We start from the raw sequence: 22854 nt of genomic DNA, 5'->3' as shown, positions 1-22854 counted from the left end.
TGGGGAAAGTCTCGTTCTCTAATATCGCAGCACTCCAGTCGTCGCTTATCGCTCCTGGCCAACGCAGTCCGAGGCGAGTAATAGCGCCGGACGAAGTTCAAGGCCGCTTTTTCGGAAGTTACGACAAAGGGTCGCTTTCGGGCTCCCCAATCGACGGCTTGGGAGGATGGCGAGATATGGCCGATGCTCGGCTGTTGATTGTTACCCATTCTTTGTCGTGACGGCGCTGCACTGAGGAAGGAATGCGCATTGCTTCGCGGTACTTCGCGACCGTGCGGCGGGCAATATCAATGCCCGAGGCGCGCACCACCGGCGTGTCTGACGCTGAATGCTTTTAGCGCTTGATCTGCCGGCGCTTTACGCGGTTCGATTTCCGCTTCATCTTCGCTCATGGTGGCTACGATGAACCGGAAATCGCTGCTCCGTGATGGTCCTCAACTCGTCCCATAAGTGCTGACGGCAAACAGGCTCTTACTGTTCCTCGAATCACTTTTCGGAATGCTGTAGCCCGTTGTAACCCTAGACTGGCCACGGGAGTGAGTACGTCTTCAGCTGCGTGAACCCGCGCATCGCCTCGAGAATCCCCTCCTTATGGCCGAGCCCGGATTGCTTGATTCCGCCGAAGGGCGTCATTTCGGTCCGATAACCGGGAACTTCCCACACATTCACGCTTCCTACGTCGAGACCATTGATCAGTCTTGTGACATGATCAATCCGGTTGGAGCAAACACCCGCGGAAAGTCCAAACTTGGTAGCGTTTGCGATTGATATGATTTGATCGATATCGTTTGGGCAACGGATGATCGGCAGCACGGGCCCGAATGTTTCTTCAACAACAAGTTCGGAGGTCGCTCGAACATGATCCAAGAGCGCAGGTGGATAAAATGCGCCGTGAGGCCGACTGCCGAGTAGCCGGATGGCACCATCATCAATCGCGCCGGCAACACGTCGAGCGATAAGTTGAGCGGCCTCTTGACTGATCACGGTCCCGACGTCCACAAATGGATCGCTGGGGTCGCCGGTCATGACCTGCCGCATGTAATGGAGCGCACGATCTGCAAAATCGTCCGCGATAGTGTCGGCTACCAAGGCCCGCTTGACGGCTGTACATCGTTGACCCGAATTCTTGATTGCACCTTGGACCGCTAAATACGCTGCACGTTCGGGATCAGCATCCTCAAGAACGATGATTGGGTCGTTCCCTCCGAGCTCGAGTATGAGCTTCCGGTATCCGGCCCGCTCGGCGATGTATCGCCCTACGCAAACGGACCCTGTAAATGTCACCAGCTCCGCATCCGGGTCGGTGAACATAGCATCTTCCAACGAATCCGGGGTTCCCGTCAGGATTGAAAGCATCTCCTCCGGCAGTCCCTGCTCAAACAGTATCCTGCCGAGTGCCAGGGCGGTCAGTGGAGCTCGTTCGGATGGCTTTAGGACGACGCGGTTGTTTGTCGCTATGGCTGGAGCAAGTTTATGGCTGACAAGATTGAGAGGATGATTGAATGGAGTGATTGCGGAGATCACACCGACAAGAGGCCTGCGAATGGCAAAGATGCGTCGTTCGTGAGGAGTTGTGCCGATGTCACATGGATAAATCTCGCCCTCGCTCTGAATCATTGCGTGGGCGGCAAACGACCAGACGTCGCAGGCGCGTTTGGTCTCGTGCAGGGCGTCTTTCAGGCAGAGACCCGTCTCCGATGTAATTAGCCGAGCCAGCTGATCTTGATCTCGTCTAACCGCGCTTGCGGTTCCAAGGAGAATATCCATCCGTTCGCGTCGGGTCAGCCGGGGACGAGTTCGCGCCGCCGCCTGAAACGCTTTCCGTACATGTTCCGGTCGTGCCTGCGGCACTTTGCCTACAAGCATCCCCGTGAAAGGATTTCTTACTTCGATCGTCCGGTCCGAATGGGAAGGCGAACCTGCTATGAGCATTGGATGATAGTCTTGATCGAAATCAGGCATGCGATAGCTCAACCAGAATGTGACTGTGAGATTGCTGGAACATGTCGCGTCTTGGTCGGGAATAGATGCATTGGCGGCGAGCGGAGCCGCCGGAGCGGTTCTTTGATGGCACGTCGCTTTGGAAAGGGTTGTCAATGTAGACCAGGCACAGCATGGCCAGAGTCGAATATGATGGCTTCCGGTGCATCACTATTTCCTTCTACCATGCTGTAGCTGGCTCGCTGCCGCGGTTGTGGAGCGCTCGCTGGAATGTGGACTTGTTCTGAAGAGGCGAATATCGAGAGGTGACGCGAGGAAGCCGCGACGGATGAAGCCGGTTGACCTTGCAAACTATGAAGTGAGGGCCACTCGTCCTCAAGCATTGCTGGGTGACGGCTATGAGATGGTCTGACCGTTTACAAAGGGCGGCGGTGCGATACCCGCACGCTGAGGCGACGGAGTCGAGAGATGATGTTCGTGAGGTCGAGAGCTGACCACCCGTTGAAACGTAGCCTTCGTTATCTAGCACCAGGTGGATCAGATTGTTTGGGCTTGCGTAGCCAATGGTCGACAGAGCCCCCATGTGCATCAGTACGCTGCCATCTCCATCCAATGCCAGGACCGTTCTGGCAGGCGCCGTAAGCGCAAGTCCTGCAGCGACCGCGCCACAATGCCCGAGCGAGCCCTGGACATAGAAATTCAGCGGACGATCCCAGACCCGGAACAGCTCACGAGAGATAAATCCGGACGTAGAAATAATGAGGGTATCTGAGTCGATCTGCTTGCAAATCGTCTCGATGACCTCCCCGACACTGAGCCCATAGTCGATCGTGCCAGGCGGTCGCTTTACTGCGTTGCAACTGGATAGCTGGCCAGTCCGAAAGAGCAGCGCAAAGGGTGCCCCTTTGCGAAATAGTTCGTCGCTGCGCGCGATCGCACGATCCGCGCCGGTATCAGTTCCATCGAAGTCGCGCCACTCAATAGAGAGCAAGTCCAAGAGGGCCATTGTCTTGGCCCCCATAATCGTGTGTTGTGGCTCATCCGCAGGCTCATCGGGGTGACCGCGGACGGATAGGAGGAGCAGGACCGGTATTTCGCTGACCATTAATAATGAGGTCAGCGGGTTGATGATATTTCCGAAACCGGAGTTCTGAAGCGCCACGACCGCTCGGCGACCAGACAGCACCGCACCCGCGGCCAAGGCAACTGCACTGCCTTCATTAGCTGCGGGAATCGCCAGGAATCCAGGCTGACGAGCTGCTTCGTCGAACAGGTCAGCAAAGTGTGAACAGGGGACGCCGGAGAAGAGACTGTACCCAGCTGTCCGGAGCTTCGACAACAGAACGTTGGTCTGAATCGGCATGTCGCACTCACGAATTGAAGAAGAGCAGCGGCAGCACCAAATGCCTCCCCAAGCCGTCTTGATGTTTTAGGTGGTCTTTCGTGCGACAACTAAGCTGCGGTTGCAGATGGATTTGTGATATCCGATTTGCTCGAAGCCAGCGTCCTCAAGCATCGTGCGCATGTCCTCGAAGCTGTAACAGCAGCCCTCGTACCCTGTCGTGAGCAGCACGGAATATTCTGCTTCAGCAGCCGGAGACGGATGGCCTCCACGGTCGTCCGGGTGGCAGCTGAAAATCGCCACGCGCCCGCCAGGACGAAGAGCGTCGTAGGACTTGTTCAGGAGAAGGCGGACCTTGTCTGATCCCCAATTGTGAAGAACGTGCGAATAAAGATGGAGGCTTGCGTCCCTTGGTAGCGGGTCAACGAACATGTCTCCAGCTATGACTCGGGCGCGATCGGGATAAAGCTTCCGCTCGGTGAGGCATCTCCGCGCAAGCTGATCAACGGGCGGCCGTTCCAGAATCGTTGCTGTGAGTGCGGGATAGCGCATTAGCAAATAAGCGGAATAGACGCCCGATCCACCGCCCACGTCGAGGATGGAACTTTCATCCGTGCAATCAAGAAGAGTTGCGAGGTGTGGCGCAAAAATCCGCCCTCGCTCCTCCATCCCGCGTGTATTCAGGTCAGCGAACTCGTCGGTCTGCATCAGGGCGTCCCAGCTCTTCGTCACCCCGCGCTCAACGTGCCAGGTGTCGGCGCCTCCATCTCGCAAAACTTCGTAAAGCTCCCGAACAGAAGGCTTATACTTCATCGTTGCAATATACGATGCGACGCTGTCCGGGGATTTGCCACTCAGATACCGAACGGACGCTGCGGTTGCGTGCAGCCGGCCGGCTTCGTTAGTGATGAGGCCCCACGATTCAAAGAGGCGAAGCATGGTCCGCATCGGACGCTCCCGAAGGGAGAAATGGACCCGGAGCTCCTCCTCCGTTACCGGATGACCGTCAAGGTAGGTGAAAAGATCCAGCCATGAGACAGCCGCAATATAGAGATCCGCGGCATACGAACTGTCACGCCACCTGATTATTTGCGCTAACTCGGGTCCGCATATAGGGCAGTCGGGCGAGCCTTGCGACATTGACGCGGCGCCAGATGATAATGCAGACGATTGCATGATCGCATGTCCCTCTAGATCAAAGTCATTCAGAAGTAGATGAGATTGCTCATCACGGCCGCCACCTCTGAGAAAGCTGGCGCCGCACGAAAGAGGCTGAGGATGCGGCCCCTGAGAGCGGACCGACTCGGCAGCACGAGGGCCAGAAATATCTCCGGTGACAACTGAGGCAGCGTGCTTGGCGAATGCGCGTCCGAGTCATTATGCGCTTCCATTAGCTGGAGAGCTCCTGTTGCATTCGACCGCTGACGGTACGCTAGCGCTCGCCCACTGCAGTAACGCAAGTCTTTCCACTGAATCAATTGCGAGAGTTGGTAGTTGACTAGAAAGAACGGAGCGACACGCCGCCACCATATTGGATCTTTTTTGGCAGACAGCCGAGCGCAAGCCGACGCGTTGTCTCATTCCGCACATTTTGTGATAGTTGCTTCAATGCGCCATTGCCTCGGACGAGATGCAAAGTCCATCTAGCCCTTGTCTCGCGTCATCAATTTCGCGCTGGACGCGATTGGTACAATTGTTGCTGCATTGGCTTCACTTCCTCTACGATAGCGAAAAGAGCGCATACAGCCTTGTCTGCACCTAGCTGTTCCTACATTCTGCATAAATTCGGCAATTCATCCCGCCGTGGACACGCAAGTGCCGGCCACTTAAGGGCATTTTGCTTCTTCGAGCCGGATGTTGAGTGTCCTAGTCATTGTCGCTCGGGTCCACGTGATTTCCGCCGAGCTCAGGCTCGCTTCCGAGTACCGGCTACAGAACGGGCCCTTGATCGCTGTACCACGACGGCCGGGATACTCATGGCCTGCTAAGCAGCGGCACGCTCGCTCGTAATGAAGCGGAGTCGGCGAGTGATATTTGGGGCATCGTATGGATAGCAAAAGGAAACAATCTCCAGGGGTATTGTCACATCTGAGGGTGATCGAGATCGGCAGCTCGGACGCAAGCAGCTATTGCGCTCGATTGTTTGCGGATTTCGGGGCTGACGTTCAGAAAATCGAGCCGCCGTGGGGAGATCGAATACGCCGTACTGCGCCACTCACTCCCAATGGCCAAAGTGCGTGGTTCGCGTTTCTCAATTTCAACAAATCGAGCACTATCCTTGACCCTGCTGAGGCGGGGGCGATCGCGCGACTAACTGCGCTGATCGAGGATTGCGACGTCTTGATCGATGGTCGGGATGTTGATTCCGCGAATTGCCCGCCCATTGACGTCGCTGCGATCCGTGACCGCCACTCGGGCTTGATCCACGTTGAGGCGAGCTGGTTCGGGCGTGGAGGACCCTATGCAGGCTTTGCAGCGACCGATTCGACGGTCCGTGCGCTTGCTGGGCTGATCAAGCTGGTTGGACCGGCAGAAGGGCCACCTTCACACGCTCCAGATTTCCAGACAGGTATTCTGGCCGGCCTGTGGGGTTTTATTGCCGCGGCTTCTTCGGTGATTGCTCGAATGCGGGGCGAGCAGGGCCGGAGGTGGTCACTGAGTATTTTCGAATCGAGCCTCGTTCTCAGCGAATACCTCATGTTTGAGGCATCGGCGTGTGGCGAGGTCGTACGCCGTCTTGGCATCAATCGCTTCTGGCCAGTCTTTCCGGCGGGTATTTACGAAACGAAAAGGGGATGGCTTGGCGTTACAGCCTTCACACCCGCTCAGTGGAGAGCGTTTTGCGATATGCTCGGCCTTTCCGAATTCGGCGAGAATCCGGCTCTGCTCCTCGGCAAAGATCGTCTGCGCGACATTGAACAGATCGAACAACAATTCCTACCGAGACTGAAAACGCGTACAGCGCAGCAGTGGTTTACGGAGGGGCGTAAACGTAAGATTCCTATCGTGCCAGTACCCCAAATGTCCGATCTTCTCCACGACGGTGAGAGGACAGAGCGCGGCGCGATCGTGCCTGTGCTCCTTGACGAAGAGGAGGGCCTGACCGCTGGCTCGATGCAACGCTTGACGTTAACGCCGCCGCGCCGAGGAGGTAAGGTTCCGGTACCGGGCGAACAGCAAGCTATCGCGAACGTCCGGAGGCGTCTGCCCTCACCTTCATCGGCCTGCATTAATGCCGGACGGCCGCCGTTGGATGGGGTTCGCGTGATAGACTTCTCGATGGGGTGGGCAGGACCCTTGTGTACGCGCATCCTGGCGGATCTTGGTGCGGACGTCATCAAGATCGAGGCCATCCAATATCCGGATTGGTGGCGCGGCGTTGACCGACGCCCGGCTTTCATCGAAGACAAAATGTACGAGCGGGCGCCATGCTTCTGCATCATGAACCGCAACAAACGCGGCATTACACTTGACCTCACGCGGCCACGAGGTCTCGCTCTTGTTAAGCGCCTTTTGGCGAAAGCCGATATTGTCGTCGACAATTATTCAGTAGATGTCCTCCCGAAGCTCGGACTGGGTTTTGATGTGCTACGAGCGCTCAACCCTGGACTGGTTAAGCTGTCGATGTCCGCGTTTGGCGCGGATAGTAGGTATCGCGATTGTCGGGCCTACGGCTCGACTCTCGAGCAGGGCTCGGGCTTGCCGACTGTGGTCGGAAAGGCCGATATGCCGCCCGTGATGAGCCATGTTGCCTTCGGAGATGCTATCGGCGGCTTGAACGGCTGCGCCGCAATTCTGATCGCGCTGATTTGTGCCCGTGATGCCGGGCAAGGACAACTTATTGACCTTGCCCAGATCGAATGCATGCTGCCATTTGCGGCGCCATGGCTCACTATCCACTCGATCGACCCTATGCCGCCGAAAAGGTACGGCAATCGACATCCGCATTTCGTGCCTCACGGCTGCTTTCGATGCGCGGGCGAGGATAACTGGCTTATAGTAGCTGCCACCGACAATGAGATGTGGCAGAGGCTGGCCACTCTTATTGGTCGACGAGACTGGGCCACGGACGCCTCGCTTAATTCTGCGGAAGCCCGCCGTAGCGTTGAGGATGACATCGAGAACGCTATCGAAGCCTGGACGCGCACCCGTGATGCAGATCAGGCAATGGTCGAATTGCAGTCGGTAAGAGTTGCTTCCGGCGTAGCTCGGCATCCAATCGACCTGGTGCAGGATTCTCATCTAAGGTCGCGCGGATTTCTGCAGCAAGTCGAGCGCCCTTTCATCGGTGCGCATCTACAGCCATTAATGCCGATCCGCGGGGGGCGCGGACCTTGTATGATTCGGACGGCGGCGCCGACGCTGGGGCAGCACAATAGCGAGATCCTGACTGAGCTTCTCAAGCTCTCCGATAAGGACGTTGCTGAGTTGGCGAGCGAAGGCATCATCGGGACGACAGTGCTCTGTGAGGGACGTTAAAGGCAAGGAATGCGTATTCAGGATAACCGGCCCAGGTATTGTGTCCGGGAGCGGCTGTCGTGTGTGATGATGGCGGCACGATCTCGCGTTCTGAGCGAAAGTCGTGATGGGATCACGGAAAGGCTCACATGGACGGCGCGAAAAGCATCGGTGACATGTTCTCACCCAGCCTGTGTCGATCTCTAACCGTGTCTCGGCGCTTCAAGCGAGCAGCCGTAGGAGCCTTGAAACATACAGCTAAGTGAGCGTGCCATTATGTCAGATCGATCAGGTCCAAACCGGGTTATCATCGTGTTGTTTGGCGGGCTTCGCCCCGATCTTGTTAGTCCATCGCGGACGCCGAACCTCGATAGACTCAAGCGCCGCGGTGCTACGCTAGCGCGGCAGCGCACCATCTACCCCAGCGACACCCGAGTTTCACTGACGAGCCTGATCACTGGCGCGACGCCAGATCGTCATGGCATTGTCGGCAACAGGTTTGTCGACCGCGTGGCCGCAGCGCCGCGCTTGATCGATACGAGCGACGACCGCTTGGTCGAGGACCTCGATGCCGCGAGTTGCGGCCATGTGGTCGGCGCGCCGTCGCTGGGCGAGATCCTCGCGGCGAACGGCAAGACGTTTGCGGTTCTCGCCTCCAATTCGGCCGGAGCAACTCGCATGCTAAACCACAAGGCTCGATCGCTGAGCCAAGTGACGCTCTCGGGTCATTTCGCCCGCGTCGCAACGCCGGCCGCAATGCTCGAAAGGGTGGAGGCGCGGCTTGGGCCGACGCCCGCGCCTACGCCCCTCGGTACGCCGGATCTTGCCGCTCAAGCCTTTCTAACTTCGGCGTTTCTTGACGAGGTCTGGCCTCAAATTCAGCCCGATGTCGCAATTCTCTCCTTCGGCGAGCCGGACACGTCGTCGCATCATTGCGGAATCGGCGCGACGCCGACCCTGGAGGCGATCCGCTTTCTCGACCGCCAGTTCGGCCGGGTGCTGAACTGGTGGGAATCTGAAGGTGCGCCCAAGGGCGTGCATCTTATCGTTGCATCCGATCATGGCCATGTCACGGTCCACAAGCAGGCTGATCTCTTGGACACGGTGAAGGCGACTGGGATGCGTTGTGGCCAAGTGCCAGGACCGGGGATCGACGCGGTCGTCATATCGGGTCAGGTTGGCGCCATTTACCTGAGGGAGCCATCCGACCGCGCCATCCGCCGCTTGGTTGCGGCAATGATGGAACGGTCTTGGTGCGGACCGGTTTTTACGGCCGCTAAGAGCGGGGAGGATGGGATCGCCCCAGGTAGCCTCGCCCGTCATCTGGTTTTCGCCGATCATCCCCGGTCGGCTGACATATTGTTTTCGTTTCGGGGAGACCATTGTCTCGATTCCTTTGGCTTTCCCGGCCGCTGCTGGAGCCCGAATTCGCCGGTTGGGCTCGGTGTGCACGGCGGGCTGCACGCCAAAGAAATGTCGTCGCTCGGCATCCTGGCGGGCCCATTGTTCAGAAGCGGCGTGGAATCGCATGTGCCATCAGGTATCTGCGACTTTGCGCCGACCGTGCTCAGCCTGCTTGGCATTTCGCGACCGTCCACGATGACCGGCCGCGTCCTCGCAGAGGCCCTTATCTTCGGTGCAGAGAATCCTCCGGCCATCGAGACGGTTCATAAGGCGAGAGCCGGTGGATACCGGCAGGACCTGCGTCGCGTGCAGGTCGGCGCGACAATCTACGTCGATTCGGCGGATGCTTCTTCCAATCACTGCAGTTGATCGTACGCGAAGATCGATCCCGACCCATGAAAAAGCGCCGCTGATCTACTTGTGCCTGTCTTCCGTCTGATGGCCGCAACTGTAAGCGTCAAGCAGGGCAGGCGACTCAGATTGCCTCGGCTTCGGCTGTCCAAGGTGCCGCGGGGCAGCAATGGTGGCGGATTAGAAACAAGAAAAGCTGTGCAGCTATCTTCAAAGCACGCCAGCACAATCAGTTATCGTGGGCTTTGGCAGATTCCGGCGACCATAGCTGGCACAGACGTAGTGAGTTGGCCCAGCTCTTGCTGCGTTACTTGCGAAGGACTGTATAGCCCCACTCGACGGAGCTTGTACCGGACGGCGATACAAGATGCTGAGATGCCTCAAGCCTTAGGCGCCCTTGCCTGAAGCGAAGAGATCGGCTCGGCAATTGGTGCGAGCTCAAGCTCGTCAGCGACTAGCGTAGATTACACATCCGTCACGAGGCGAAAAGCGTGCCCGGTGCTAATACCCCCAATTCGAAACCCTCGATTCCTCCGAAGACGTCAGCCGGCCGGCTATTTTTTCTCGAGGTCAGCACCAACCGCATTCAGGCCATGAATCCGGATGGCTCCAATCGAAAGGTCATTGTCACCGATTGTCAACTTCCGGACGGACTCGCCGTCGATGTCCGTGCCGGTCATATCTATTGGACCAACATGGGTTCCGCTATCGATGTCAACGACGGCTCAATCGAGCGGACTGACATTGATGGAGGGGCTCGGAAAGTGATTGTCCCACGCGGTGCGACGTTCACGCCAAAGCAGATCCAACTCGATCAAAAGAACGCCAAGCTCTATTGGTGCGACCGCGAAGGAATGCGCGTGATGCGCTGCAATCTCGATGGGTCAGAGATCGAGACGCTCATCGAGGCTGGTCACGGCGAGGTCGATCGACGGGATCCAACCAGATGGTGCGTGGGCATCACGATCGATACAGAGCGTCAGCAGATGTATTGGACGCAGAAAGGTCCTGAAAATGGCGGGCTGGGCCGCATCTTTCGGGCCAACACCGCTACTCGAAGCGGCGAGGACCCGGCGAATCGCTCTGATGTCGAGTTGCTCTACGGCGGTTTGCCGGAACCCATTCATCTAGAGTTCGATTTGTCGAACCGGGTCCTTTATTGGACTGACCGCGGCGACCCTCCGCGCGGCAACACTGTCAATCGGGCAAGACCGGATACCGAGGGTGGACCAGAGATCCTGATCACGCACCTCATGGAGGGGATCGGCATAGCCCTCAACGTTCCAGGTAACCAGATGTTCGTCACTGATCTCGCAGGATCAATCTATTCTGCTGATCTCGATGGAAAGAACAAACGCAACGTGCTCTGGTCTCAGGGCAATTTCACCGGCATCGCATATGCCGAAATCTAACAGCCCCTTAGAGGAACGCTACGACCGGATCCAACGAGGCTGCCGCATCGCGCCCACCAATATTCGCAACAATTCAACGAGTGCTCGCCGGCGCTTACCTTCGCGTCGGCCTGGAAGACAAGTCGAACAGGGAGTCATTACCTCCAATGTAGGGCTTGGCGAGAAAACAGGCGCGTTATTCGGGAACTTGGTGACGAGCACGCCACAACAGATAAAGCTCGTGCGGTGCTTGGACTTGCGACACGGAATCACCCCGAACAGCCGTCCAGTGCTGCCGCTCGAGAGCACTACGATAACTTGGCCTTGAATGACGCGCCCTATCGCGCCTTGGACTAGCGATACCTGTGGTTCACGTCTTTCCACCTTCGATTCTATTAGCCATGTCGCTCCGGGATGAAAGAGTACTTAGCTGCGGAAGGAGAACTAAATGGGGGAAGCCGAGGCGAGGTCTGCCTTGGTCGCTAGCGCTGTTGCCAAAAACAGGCGGCGACTCCTGCCGCTTTTGGTCCTAGGTTATCTTTTCAATAACATTGATCGCAGCAGCGTCGGCATCGCTGCGCTGCAGATGAACAGTGCCATCGGCTTGAGTGCTAGCCAATTCGGCTGGGGCGCAGGAATTCTTTTTGTCAGTTATTGTGTGCTGGAAGTGCCCAGCAACATGTTCATGTATCGCTTCGGGGCGCGCCGCTGGTTCGCCCGCATCATGATCACCTGGGGTCTTGCGGCCGGCTCGACGGCATTTGTAGTTGGACCGTACAGTTTCTACCTGGTCCGTTTGCTTCTGGGAGCATTTGAATCAGGCTTCTTTCCCGGGGTGATTTGGTACCTTTCGATCTGGTTTCCGGCGCGATCACGGACCAGGGCACTCGCCTGGTTCATGGCTGCAACACCACTGTCCTCTTTAATCGGCAACCCTCTTTCTGCCTGGCTACTCGAACTGGATGGATTAGGCGGACTGGCCGGCTGGCAATGGATGTTCCTGCTTGAGGGCCTTCCGGCCTGCCTTCTCGGCCTCCTCTGCTTCGTCCTGCTTGCCGACAAGCCAACTAACGCGTCGTGGCTGACGCCTGGAGAGCGGGAAGCGCTGCTCAAAGAACTCGCCAGGGAAGAGCACAAGAACGTTAAAAAGGACGTTTGGCCTGCAATAAAAGATGTCCGTGTTATGATGTTGACAGCCATCGTGTTCGCTTTCACGATAGGCTCATTCGGAATTGGAATCTGGCTTCCTCTGATTCTAAAGACTCACAACATAAGCGACATGCAGGTGGGTTGGCTCTCGGCCGTGCCATATCTTTTTGTAAGCGTAGGCATGTTGTTATGGGCCGGGCTTGTCGATCGCAAGGGCTACAAGATCTACAATCTGATGGCTGCGTTGATGCTTGGCGCAGTTGGTCTCGCCCTTTCGGCGGTCCTCTCGTCTCTCTTGCCGACGCTCACATGCTTAACGCTTGCTCTTGTGGGCACGATCTCTGCACGGACGATCCTGTACACGATGCCGCAGAGCTTTCTGACTGGCGCGGCTGCTGCCGGGGGTATCGCTTTCATCAATTCCGTCGGTGCCTTTGGTGCTTTCGTTGGGCCCTACATGGGTCGGCTCGCTCAAAGAAGCGACCGGATCCTTTAACGCCGGCATGATTGGAATGGCCATGATCCTAGTTGTTGCGGCGGCGATTGCCGGCAGAATGAGAGAGGTGGCTTGACCAAGCCTTGACGCTCGAACCGCGATCATGCGACCGCCCTCGCGGGCCCGGAGCACATCGGGCTGCCATACTGGGTGACCCCGACTGCCGCGCGCACCACCGTCCGCCAATCTCAATTTATTGAGCTCGGTACCGTTGCTTTGGGCTCCACCTCAGCGCGACGCGCTTCCATCGCTGCGTCACTAAACGCGGACCATCATCGGGCAGGCTGAGCACGCCGGCTACACGCCGCCCTGCGCCACACGAATAGATGCTGTGGCCGATGCCGTGCCGCCGCGCCACGTCCGACAAGACCTCGCCCGGCGCATACGACCCCACTACGATCCTCGCTTTGACCTCGCCGCTCTGTCGCCGGCGATGTCCCGCATCGGCCTGGATATCCACCCCGCCTCGAAGCGCCAACTAGATCGTCACTTACGTCTCAAATACGGTGTCAGCTAGAAGGTCGGCAGGCGACCGCTGCGCTACGACCTCTCCCTTCTGGACCAGGAGCGCTCTGCCGACCAGCGATGCGAGGAAACTGAGGTCCTGGTCGGCGATGATCATTGCGGTCCTTTCACGTCGGTGGATCAACAAGAGGCATTCGGCGATGTCGTCGGTCACTGACGGCTGGATGCCCTCGGTCAATTCGTCAAGGAGAAGTAGGCGCGGCGACCTGACCATGGTGCGCGCGAGCGCAAGCAGCTGCCGTTCCCCGCCGCTCAAGGCAGCACTGGGACGGTTAAGAAGCCTCTCGAGCCGCGGAAAGAGCGACATGATTTCGCTGAGCGGCTTGGCATGGCCTGCACTTGGCATCATGCCTGCGAGCAGAAGGTTTTCCTTGACTGTCAGGCCGGGAAATCCCGCTCCACCCTGTGGGGTGTAGCCGAAGCCCATCCGGCTGCGCCGGTGCGCAGGCAGACCTTCGATCGCGACACCGTCCAGTTGGATCTTGCCGTCCTCCGCTGGAAGCAGACCCATGACCGTCTTGAGCAAGGTCGTTTTGCCCATCCCGTTCAGGCCGACGATGCCTAAAAGTTCCTGAGCCGCGAGATCGAAGCTTAGACCGCGCAAAACCCGCGTCTTGCCGTAGCCCGCGCTCAAACGCTCAACCTTCAGCATGGGCTGTGTCCTTCTTGCGACCGAGATAGATGTCTCGCACGGTTTCGTTCGCCTCAATCCGTTCCATGCTGTCTTCCACCAGCACCTTTCCCCTGTGCAAAACCGTGACCTTCTGGGCGAGGCGGGCAATGAACTCAAGATCGTGCTCGACCACGATAACGGTGGCACGAGCGTTAAGCCGCTTGATGATGTCGACCGTCTTCAGCATCTCGTCGCGCGTCATGCCCGCGGTTGGCTCGTCCAGAAGAGCAAGCCGCGGATTGCTGGCGAGCAGCATGCCGAGCTCGCACCATTGGCGATGCGCGTGTGAGAGGGTCGCGGCCGGTCGTTTGGCTTGAAGGTTGTCGAAGCCGATCTCGGCTAAGACCAAATCAACGACGCTGTCCAACTCGCGCTTCGTTAGTTTTCTTCGCAGCGCGGCCAGCCGTATATTCTCGCGGACGTCAAGATTGACGTAGATGCTGGGTATCTGGTTCTTGATCGCAATGCCCCGGCGGGCAATGCGGTGGGTCGGCAAGCCCTGAAGATCCCGACCCTCGAACAGAACATGCCCGCTGGTTGGCTGGTGTTGGTGCGTGAGGCATTTGAACAACGTGCTCTTGCCAGCCCCATTCGGGCCAATCAGGCAGCGGATTTCGCCCACATCTACGACCAGGTCCACGCCGTCGACTGCGGCAACCCCGCCGAACCGTTTGACGAGCCCGCGGGTTGCGAGAATGGGAAAGCCGCTCATGCCGCTTTCTCCTTCCGCCTGAAGATGCCGAAACGGTATGTGAGCTTTAGATTTGCTATGCGAGCAATCATCGGCTGAAGGCCTTGCGGCGCCAGCAGGACGAATAAGACGATCGTCGCGCCGAAAATCAGCTCCGTGTTGAAAACCTGATTGGCACCAAGCTGGCTACTTAGAAGCTGAAAGGCGAAGCTTGCAACCACGGGTCCGACAAAGGTCCCAAGGCCGCCAGCGATAACCCACAGAACGAATTGCGAGGCTTGCGGAAGATCAAAGACGCTTGGGCTGACGAACCCCATTACCGCTGTGTAAAGCGTCCCGCCAAACCCGGCAATGGCAGCGCTCAAAGCAAAACCGACGAGCTTGTAGAAACGGATGTCGTAGCCCAGAAGCTCGCTCCGCAACTCGCTTTCGCGGATCGCCGTCATGATCCGACCGGCATCGCTCGAACGAACAAGCGAGAGCAGAACATGAGCGCCCGCCAATGCGAGCAGGCAGATCGAAAAGGCCGCTTCTGTAGATAAGGAGGCCTGCGGATTAGCAGGCATATTGAGCGAGGGAATCGCTGTAATGCCGTTGAAGCCCCCTAGCGGCACCGGCCCGATGTGAAACCAGGGATCCGCGGTCGACGTCATGAAAGAATAGAAGATCAACGTTACGCAGAGGGTTATGACGCCAAGATAAACATCACCCAGCCGGCTGAAAAACAGGCAGGAGCCGAGGACCAGCGAGAATACCACCGGCAGCATGGTTCCGATCAACACGGCAAGGGTGCTGTCGCCGAAATTTGAGACCGCGATGGCATAGGCATACGCACCGATACCAAAAAACACAGAGTGTCCGAGGTTAAGGATCCCGAGCGTCCCCCAAACGAAGGCCAGTCCAAGCGCTGCAATCGCCATGGCCGAAAAGGCGGACAAATTGACGAGGTCGAACGGCTCCAGAACGAATGGCCCGGTAACGGCGGCGAGCACGAGAGCGAATGGAAACAGGGCATGTTTGATGTGGCGCAGCATGATTTTATCGCCCTCCAGTCCAGAGGCTGGAGAGGCCCGTCGGAAATAGGCGCAGGATGATCACGGCCAAAAGTAACAGCGAGGCTTGGCCGACGACAGGCGTTGCGAAATAGGACAGTAGCGCTTCCACCGGCCCAAGGATCGTTGCGGCTGACAGGAAGCCCGTGATGAGAGCTCCGCCACCGCTGATCACGGTCACGAAGGCGCGCGCGACATAGGCGGCCCCAATATGCGGAAGCACGCCCGATATCGGCGCGAGCAGCGCGCCGGCGAGGCCACTGGCTGCCGCGCCGATGATGAAGGTGGTCGCATAAACGCGATCGCAATCGACTCCGAGAGTCGCCGCCATTTCTGCATTCTGCATCGCCGCCCGAGCGATCAGCCCATATTTCGTCCAGTGCAGCGCCAACAGGGAGAACACGACGAGCAGAGCCGTGATCGCGATCAGGAACAGCTGGTAAGCGCTGATCGAATAGGCACCAATTGCAATATTGCCAAGCGGTGCGCTCACGCCCAGCGTCGTGTTGCCGAAGATGGCTGTCACCGCGCCAATTAGGAAAAGGCTAAGTCCCCAGGTTGCCAGCATCGTCGTCACCAAATGACCGTAGAGCCGCCGAATGATGAGTCGCTCGACCACAGCGCCGATCAGGCCGACGACAAGGGGCGAGACAACCAGCATGGAAAGCCAAAGATCAACCCCGGCATGATTGGCAATCACGGTGGCGTAGCCGCCAAGCATGATGAATTCGCCATGGGCAAAGTTGATGACGCGCATCATTCCGAAAATGGCGGTAAGCCCGAGGCTAATCAGGGCAAGAAGCGCAATTGAATTGACCACCGCGAAACACAATATGACGAACTGGTCCATGATCTATCTCGGCTTGCGGAAATGAGAGACAGGCGAACTGCGGCACCGCAGAATGACGCGCCGCAGCTGCCAGCCCTCTAGATCTGCGGCATCAGGAACTCGGTCTGGTGTGGATTGGTGAAGACGTTGCATCTGCCGCCATATGTGTCCGGCGCAATCTGCTCCTTCTTCTCGATCAGGTTCCAGACGCGGTTCTTGACCTTGATGATGTGAACATCTTGCATCGTGTTGTGAGTGGGACCGTCCGTGGTCATGACCCCGGCCGGGCCTTCCCAGCGGATGCCGCTTTCCAGAGCCGCCAGAACCGCGTCCCGTTCGAAACTGCCGGCACGTTTGACCGCTTCGGCCCAGAGCATGACACCGCTGTAACCGCCGAACACTTCACCGTTGATGTAGGAATGGTTCTTGCCGGCTACGGCTTCGACCTTGGCCAGAAACTCCTTGTTCTTGGGCGTGTCGAGTTCCTGGAAGTAGTTGTAGGCGACGATCACGCCATCGGTTTCCTCCGGAGCAAGTAACGCGTGCTCATTACCCGCGGCGAACACGATCGAGATAATCGGAATCTTGTTCAGCATGCCGGCCGCGGCCCATTGCCGATAGAATGACATGGCTGGACCGCCAACCAGGCAGGAATGCACGATGTCCGGTTTGGCGGCCTGGATTTTTGCAATGGCCGCGGTGAAATCAGTGACGTCCATCGGGTAATAGTCATCGGCCAACACCTGACCGCCTTCACGTTTGGCCATCACGTGATTCCAAATGCCGAAATTGCGGGGGGCGTTGTAGTCCGACGCAATGTAATAGAGCTTCTTGCCGAGATTCTTGAACGACCATTCGAGCAGCGGAACGACTTGCTGGTTGCCCCCCGTATTGACGCAGAAGGTATTCTTCTCACAGAGCCCGCCTTCGTAAAAGGAACCATAGATAAACGGTATCTTGTGCTTGCGCAGAACGGGGCGCGTCGCCTCGCGGGCAGCGCCACTGAGCGCGCCTTGCACCATGACAACCCGGTCATTCAGCACGGCCTTCTGAGCGTATTGCGGGTACTTGTTGATGTCGGACTGGCCGTCATAAACCTTGAGTTCGACCTTTTTGCCGAGGAGGCCGCCGGCGGCATTGATCTCCTCGACGGCGACCTTCATGCACAAATTCGACGGCACACCATAAATATCCAGGGGGCCCGACAAGTCGTGTAGGGAGGCGATAGCAACACTGTCGGATGCGCCCCAGGCACGACCAGAAAGTGCGCCAGCGATGGATGCCCCCGAGATCGCCGCAGAAGCGCCGAGAAACGTACGACGGGATAGTTTCATATGAATGCTCCTTGTTTTGGATAGACGAAGAGATCAGGTGCCGCCCATTGAAGCCCGTGTTTCGTTTGGTGCGGCGCGCCGCGCTATCGGCCGTTCGGCTACAAAACGCGCGACGGACGAATCCATGAGAATGCTCCTTCGAGACTCGAAATAAAGAACTCAATGGCGCGACCGAGACTGCCGCCGGGGCAGACGACGGAGAGGCAGGCTTGACGATCGTCAGCGAGAAAGGGGATCCCGCCGCGTGCGGGATTAGCGTTCGGTCGCTCGCGGCATCGGAACAACTTGACGCTCGACGGGAAGGTCGGGATCGTACAAGTACTTTGCGCTTGTATCGAGAAAGTCGTGGGTGTGGATCACCACAGCATCCGCATTCAAAAATGCGATCGCATAAGCCGGCGGCTCCATGCTGCAGGGAATTCCTCGACTACGCTCGAAATCGAGCCACACTTGATGATTGAGCCCGCGCAGTGTCGAGAAGGGAATCCGCTGCCAACTTCCGGCGATCGGGCGATGCACATGTCCAAAGAACAGATGGCGGATAGAATGCCCCTGAAGAAGCTTTCCGAAGGCCTCGCCGTCGCCAAGCATCAGCTCATCCGCAGGCCGGAAATGAACCGACAGCGGCGGGTGATGCATGAACAGATAAATCGGTTTGCCTTTCGCCTCTTCGAGGCGCTCGCGAAGCCAGGCCTGGCGCTTCGCACAATAATGACCCGCATGGCCCTCGGAGCATTTGGTGTCGAGAAAAAGAAAGCGCCCGGCCGCCGTGTCTAGCGCCGACTGGACGAAGCCGGCATCGTCTATGGGAGCATCAGGAAATACGTTGCGAAAATTATCACGATCATCGTGATTGCCCATCAGAAGTCGCACCGGCATCGGCAAAACCTCGAGTGCTTTGCGCAGGCGAAGATAGGCGCTCCTCTCGCCGTGATGGGCAAGATCACCTGTAATGACACAAAGCCCAGCGTCTGAATGGTGCTTGGCGACATCGGCGAGGCAGGCACTTAGGCGCTCACCTGGATCATTATCGAACAGACGCTCACCTTTTGAAACCAGGTGGAGGTCGGTGATTTGGATGATTTTCATTTGTGATATTTGCGAGCGTGTCACGTTGTCAGGATGCGATGGCTTGACCAGCTCGGCTGGAGCTCGCGTTCCAGAGCCGACGAGATGCAATGTCAGCGCCTTGAGTTAGCGATTCGAGCTTGCGCCAGGCAATGTCCGGGTCGACGCTGTGGAATGTTGCGAAGCTGGCGAAGCCGCAATCCGTGCCGGCGATCACGCGCTCTCGCCCGACCAGATTGGCATATTGTTCGATGCGCTGCGCCACGACTTCGGGGTGCTCGATATAGTTCGTGCAGGTATCGATTACGCCGGGCACGATGACCTTGTCTTCGGGCAGTCGGGTTTCCTTGAACAGGCTCCATTCATGCGAATGACGTGGATTTGCAGCCTCAAGCAACAGCGCCATTGGCCGTGCCTTGATGACGATGTCGAAGATCTCGTGAAGATCGATGTCGTGATGATGCGGCGACTCGTAATTGCCCCAGCATAGATGCAGGCGCATCCGATCGGCGGGAATGTCGCGCAGAGCATGATTAAGCACTTCGACGTGAAGGGCGATTTCCTTGCGGAATTCCGCAACGTCCATCGGATTGGCGCGGAAATGGCGGCCGAGCGCAAGATCCGGACAATCGATCTGCAGAAGAAGGCCCGAGTCTGCGATGGTGTCGTACTCCTGCTTCATGGCATCCGCCAGCGCATAGAGGTAGGCTTCTTGGGACGGATAAAAATTGTTCGGCATGTAATGGGCCATGATTCCGGGAGAGGATGCGTTCATGAACGCCTCCTCAACAGAAACCGTAGCGAGCGCCTTCTTGAGGTTGGCGATATCGGTCGCAACAGCCGCTTCTCCGTGATACTCGATCGGCCCGACGCAGGCCGGCGTCTTGATGTCTAGATTGACCCTCTTTGCGAAATTCGAAAACTCGGCCAATTCGGATAGCGCGAGTGGTTGATCAACTCCGGTCAGGCCTGTCATGCGCTCCCGCGCATAGGTCGAATAGGCGTATTTACTCATCTCGCCATCGTCGACGATGGTTAAGCCGATGCTGGCCTGCTTCTTCACGACGTCCTCGACCGCCGAGCTGATATCACCAGCTAGTAACAAGCCAGCGGCGGGGTCCCATTTGCCCTTCTCTTTCGCCAGCAGCTTCTCCTCCAATGCGGGTGGCCGCGGCAGACTACCGACATGAGTCGTGAGGATCCGATCGATGCTTATTTTCATAGCGTGTCCTATTGCTTGCAGTGAAAAAGGTTGTCCCGCCTCCCTCCTTCGTCGGGGGAGTAGGCTCCTGTATTGATGCCTTGCGGGAGAGCGTTGCGCTGTTAGCTTTGCGCGAGGACTGCCCGACCGCTTTCATTCAGGGGGCATAGCAAGTGCTGTTGACGTAGAAATGTCTTGATATTAGCGCAGCTAATAGCAGCGACATCGGTTCTACAGGCCACGACAATCTCACGTTTGACTATTTGGTTGCCGCAGCTCTGATCCGTTAAGGCGAGCGCCGTAGTTTGGTTTCCGCACGCTGCCGAGATGGCGAAAAACAACGCTCTCTAAGAATTAGCAATATGTTGTATGAACCGATTACCCTGCGCATAGGCCTACGCGATTTCTCCGTGCGGCCGGTTGAGATGGCGTCATCACACTCATCGAAAGCCGCGCCCGTAAATGATGCGCAGCGTAGAGTTGATCGGCTTAACGGGCTGATGCCGTCGCCTACCGCTCATAGCTGATGTCATATGCCTCGCACCAAATAGCCGCCGATCGCGAGGTCCCTTTCAGCGCGCTCAATGATCAAGCTGGTCCGTTCGTTTTTTAAGAACGGCCCCGGCTGAGACACTCGAAAGTTGAACCTATCCTAGGTATGCGCAACGAACATTGCTGGCGCAGACCGCCAGGGCTAGCGCACGACGTTTGCCGGACACAGCAGATGTTTGACAATTCAGATACCGTGTGATCTTCATTCACAGCACCGTGACAGGCCACTGTATGGCGATCTGAGAGCCTATCGAGGAGCGCTTCGTCGTGCCAAGCGAAAGCGGTATAAGAAACGTCGATTTCACGTCAGTCCCGGTTAAGTAGCGCTGCAAGCGGTCGGTAGTTCGAGAGGGCGCCGTTCATCTTGCTCCCGATTCGGGTGAGCAGAAGCCTTGCTTCATCGAGGAGCACTCCCGTGTCGGGGACGATTCAAGAAGCAGTAGGACGAAGGCTCTTGTACCTGAGGATCTGGTGCCGATACGGATTTCTCGAGATCCAGGTGGCGGGAGCGCATTAGCGCCCCACAATGATGATCACACGCCAATCCAAAGGGTTCCGACTTTTGGAAGCGCAGAGCGCTATGCGGTCAGGCAGGCCTAGAGCCCAGGTTCGGAATGCGAAGAAGGCCCGCGCGACAAGGCCATGAGCGCTATGAAGATCAGTTCTCACCAGATAGCAGCCTTCACGGAGGTTTTCCGGCGAAGAAGCGTTTCGGAGGCTGCGGCTGTCCTCGGCGTTACCCAGTCGGCCGTCACCCAGCATCTTGCCAAGCTGGAGCAACGTATGGGCACGACACTCTTCATCCGCCATCGCAATGGGCTTGAGCCGACCAAGCCCGCTCAGGAGCTATTTGCGCTAACTGATCGCGTGCGGGTCCTTGAGCAACTCGTCGCGGAGACGGTTGATGCCTACAGTGACCTATCAGCTGGGCATCTAACGGTCATCGCAAATGCGCCTCGTCCTGCGATGCCGATCATCTCTGAGTTCAACAGACGCTTTCCCGCGGTGAGAATCACCTTCTCGCTAGTAACTTGGGAACTTGCGAAGCAGCGACTTGAGCAACATGATGTAGACATTGCCATCGTCACTGAGCCAGACGACATCGCCAATCTATTTCATGTGGAGCTGAGCAAGACGCGGCTTATGGCACTCATCCGCCGGGAGCATCCACTCGCGAGGAGAGAGACACTCAGTCTGGCTGAACTTGCTCAAGAAAGAGTCATTTTGACCGAGGATGGTTCACTCACGCTGCGCGAAATACAGAAAGCATGCCTTGAGAACAGCATAAGCATGCCGAACATTATCAAGATGACCACCTATGCGGTTCTGAAGGAAGCCGTTCTGCACGGAATCGGGATAGGAATACTTCTCGAAGACAGTGTGTTTCCAACAGAAGAACTCGTATACAAACCGGTCGACGAGCTCAGCATTCATTTCAAAACGTACATAGTGACGACATCGGACAAAAGACGACTACGATCCGTCAAGTCCTTCTTTGATACGGTGCAAATTCTTTAACGACGCCTATCTGATCTTCCCCGAAAGAATGAGCGGGCTTCCAGGTGAGGTCGGTCATTTTGCGACCTGGCGCAACCAAGCTGGTTTGGATTGAGGCGGCGGGCTCAACCACGATGGAAATCTGTGATATCCCGGTCATCGCAACGGGATACAGAAGATCTGGGGCGCTTCCGGGATGCGACAATACGTGGGCGACTGGTTTGCTTTGCGAACCTCTAAGCCCGGCGTGGATATCGCGGCCGAGGTGTTTACGAAATATGCAGGCGGTCGCTCCGATCTACTTCCCTGTGCGATCATTCTTGATGATCTTAATCTGTATGCGCGTTCTCGGATAGCGATACCATTGCCGCTGAATCAGCGCTTAATATGGTCGCGCCCTTCTCTTCGATTCAGCAAACGCGAAGTCATTCGCTCCACAAGGAGCCGGTGCAGGAGCTCGAAGTCTTTACCGTCGCTGGCTTGGGGGAGTCGATTCGATTAGCTTTGTGGGACTAGCCTGCCTCACGTCGGACGACAAACGTGACGTAGGCCTGTCGGACCTGGCAGCAGTCATATTTGAGCTGGCCCGCCAAATTCTTGCCGCATCGCCCTGAGACTGGGCTGCTCGGATGAGCGGGCACAAACGAAGAAAACGAAATCTCAGAGAGTTGCGGCGGGTCGAGCAGATTTGTCGGTCTGAAGCGGAGCGTGCCCACTTGGATCTCGAGCGGAATGGGCTAATGAACATCGCAGAAGATTGCAAGCGAGCGGCCGAAGAGCTCGAACGAGCTTTAGAAATGTCGACAATGATGGGGCCGATTATCTGGACATTCGGGCTTTTGGCCTTGCTGCTGTTCGTCGCGCTGTACCTTCCATGGTAGACATTTGATCTGCACGCTG

Annotated in this window: 18 protein-coding genes and 1 pseudogene; 7 read left to right on the top strand and 12 right to left on the bottom strand. The window is 57.3% G+C overall.

Annotated elements, in window-relative coordinates; genetic code table 11:
- Positions 1-118 precede the first annotated feature (118 nt).
- The 4 genes and pseudogenes from P6U27_RS30360 to P6U27_RS30345 all read right to left on the bottom strand — a co-directional run.
- Positions 119-307 (bottom strand): annotated as a pseudogene (locus P6U27_RS30360) (hypothetical protein); the annotation flags it as partial.
- 212 nt (positions 308-519) lie between these two features.
- Positions 520-1962, bottom strand: a complete 1443-nt coding sequence (gene phnY / locus P6U27_RS30355) for a phosphonoacetaldehyde dehydrogenase (protein WP_407193061.1) — start codon at positions 1960-1962, stop codon at positions 520-522.
- A gap of 199 nt (positions 1963-2161) precedes the next feature.
- Positions 2162-3304, bottom strand: coding sequence for a phosphonopyruvate decarboxylase (gene aepY, locus P6U27_RS30350; RefSeq protein WP_407193060.1), 1143 nt, complete (start codon positions 3302-3304; stop codon positions 2162-2164).
- A 66-nt stretch (positions 3305-3370) separates the two neighbouring features.
- Positions 3371-4231 carry a methyltransferase gene (locus P6U27_RS30345; RefSeq protein ID WP_407193059.1) on the bottom strand — a complete coding sequence of 287 codons (861 nt, stop codon included), beginning with the start codon at positions 4229-4231 and terminating at the stop codon, positions 3371-3373.
- Between the two features lie 1098 nt (positions 4232-5329).
- Between P6U27_RS30345 and P6U27_RS30340 the strand changes: the two genes are divergently transcribed.
- From P6U27_RS30340 to P6U27_RS30325, 4 genes are all read left to right on the top strand, one after another.
- A complete protein-coding gene (locus P6U27_RS30340) occupies positions 5330-7762 on the top strand; it encodes a CoA transferase (RefSeq protein ID WP_407193058.1) in 2433 nt (810 codons plus the stop codon).
- 255 nt (positions 7763-8017) lie between these two features.
- On the top strand, positions 8018-9514 hold the full coding sequence (locus P6U27_RS30335) for an alkaline phosphatase family protein (RefSeq protein WP_407193057.1): 1497 nt from the start codon (positions 8018-8020) through the stop codon (positions 9512-9514).
- A 473-nt stretch (positions 9515-9987) separates the two neighbouring features.
- A complete protein-coding gene (locus tag P6U27_RS30330; protein WP_407193056.1) occupies positions 9988-10908 on the top strand; it encodes a 3-hydroxyacyl-CoA dehydrogenase in 921 nt (306 codons plus the stop codon).
- A 427-nt stretch (positions 10909-11335) separates the two neighbouring features.
- A complete protein-coding gene (locus tag P6U27_RS30325; protein WP_407193055.1) occupies positions 11336-12532 on the top strand; it encodes an MFS transporter in 1197 nt (398 codons plus the stop codon).
- Between the two features lie 193 nt (positions 12533-12725).
- Here P6U27_RS30325 and P6U27_RS30320 read toward each other — a convergent pair whose 3' ends face one another.
- The 8 genes from P6U27_RS30320 to P6U27_RS30285 all read right to left on the bottom strand — a co-directional run bounded on the left by P6U27_RS30320 (position 12726) and on the right by P6U27_RS30285 (position 19926).
- Positions 12726-12926, bottom strand: a complete 201-nt coding sequence (locus tag P6U27_RS30320) for a hypothetical protein (protein WP_407194501.1) — start codon at positions 12924-12926, stop codon at positions 12726-12728.
- A gap of 96 nt (positions 12927-13022) precedes the next feature.
- Positions 13023-13709, bottom strand: a complete 687-nt coding sequence (locus tag P6U27_RS30315; RefSeq protein ID WP_407193054.1) for an ABC transporter ATP-binding protein — start codon at positions 13707-13709, stop codon at positions 13023-13025.
- A complete protein-coding gene (locus P6U27_RS30310) occupies positions 13696-14442 on the bottom strand; it encodes an ATP-binding cassette domain-containing protein (RefSeq protein WP_407193053.1) in 747 nt (248 codons plus the stop codon). Before P6U27_RS30310 ends, P6U27_RS30315 begins: the two co-directional genes overlap by 14 nt.
- Entirely contained in the window at positions 14439-15455 is a 1017-nt protein-coding gene (locus P6U27_RS30305) for a branched-chain amino acid ABC transporter permease (RefSeq protein ID WP_407193052.1), read from the bottom strand. The genes P6U27_RS30310 and P6U27_RS30305 overlap by 4 nt, the downstream gene beginning before the upstream one ends.
- Positions 15456-15459: 4 nt before the next feature.
- Positions 15460-16323 carry a branched-chain amino acid ABC transporter permease gene (locus P6U27_RS30300; protein ID WP_407193051.1) on the bottom strand — a complete coding sequence of 288 codons (864 nt, stop codon included), beginning with the start codon at positions 16321-16323 and terminating at the stop codon, positions 15460-15462.
- Between the two features lie 77 nt (positions 16324-16400).
- Positions 16401-17636, bottom strand: a complete 1236-nt coding sequence (locus tag P6U27_RS30295) for an ABC transporter substrate-binding protein (RefSeq protein WP_407193050.1) — start codon at positions 17634-17636, stop codon at positions 16401-16403.
- 252 nt (positions 17637-17888) lie between these two features.
- Positions 17889-18725, bottom strand: coding sequence for a phosphodiesterase (locus P6U27_RS30290; protein ID WP_407193049.1), 837 nt, complete (start codon positions 18723-18725; stop codon positions 17889-17891).
- A 28-nt stretch (positions 18726-18753) separates the two neighbouring features.
- Positions 18754-19926: a cobalamin-independent methionine synthase II family protein gene (locus P6U27_RS30285; RefSeq protein ID WP_407193048.1), complete on the bottom strand. Its 1173-nt coding sequence runs from the start codon at positions 19924-19926 to the stop codon at positions 18754-18756.
- 1173 nt (positions 19927-21099) lie between these two features.
- Between P6U27_RS30285 and P6U27_RS30280 the strand changes: the two genes are divergently transcribed.
- The 3 genes from P6U27_RS30280 to P6U27_RS30270 all read left to right on the top strand — a co-directional run bounded on the left by P6U27_RS30280 (position 21100) and on the right by P6U27_RS30270 (position 22835).
- On the top strand, positions 21100-21975 hold the full coding sequence (locus P6U27_RS30280) for a LysR family transcriptional regulator (RefSeq protein WP_407193047.1): 876 nt from the start codon (positions 21100-21102) through the stop codon (positions 21973-21975).
- A 113-nt stretch (positions 21976-22088) separates the two neighbouring features.
- Positions 22089-22310 carry a hypothetical protein gene (locus P6U27_RS30275; protein WP_407194500.1) on the top strand — a complete coding sequence of 74 codons (222 nt, stop codon included), beginning with the start codon at positions 22089-22091 and terminating at the stop codon, positions 22308-22310.
- Positions 22311-22694: 384 nt separating this feature from the next.
- The gene (locus P6U27_RS30270; RefSeq protein ID WP_407193046.1) at positions 22695-22835 is read left to right on the top strand and encodes a hypothetical protein; all 141 of its coding nucleotides are present in this window, start codon (positions 22695-22697) and stop codon (positions 22833-22835) included.
- Positions 22836-22854 lie beyond the last annotated feature (19 nt).

Source organism: Bradyrhizobium sp. STM 3566 (genome assembly GCF_045571445.1).
Lineage (GTDB): Bacteria > Pseudomonadota > Alphaproteobacteria > Rhizobiales > Xanthobacteraceae > Bradyrhizobium > Bradyrhizobium vignae.
Note: the sequence above shows the minus strand (reverse complement) of the source record. Positions and strands in the feature narration are given on the sequence as shown.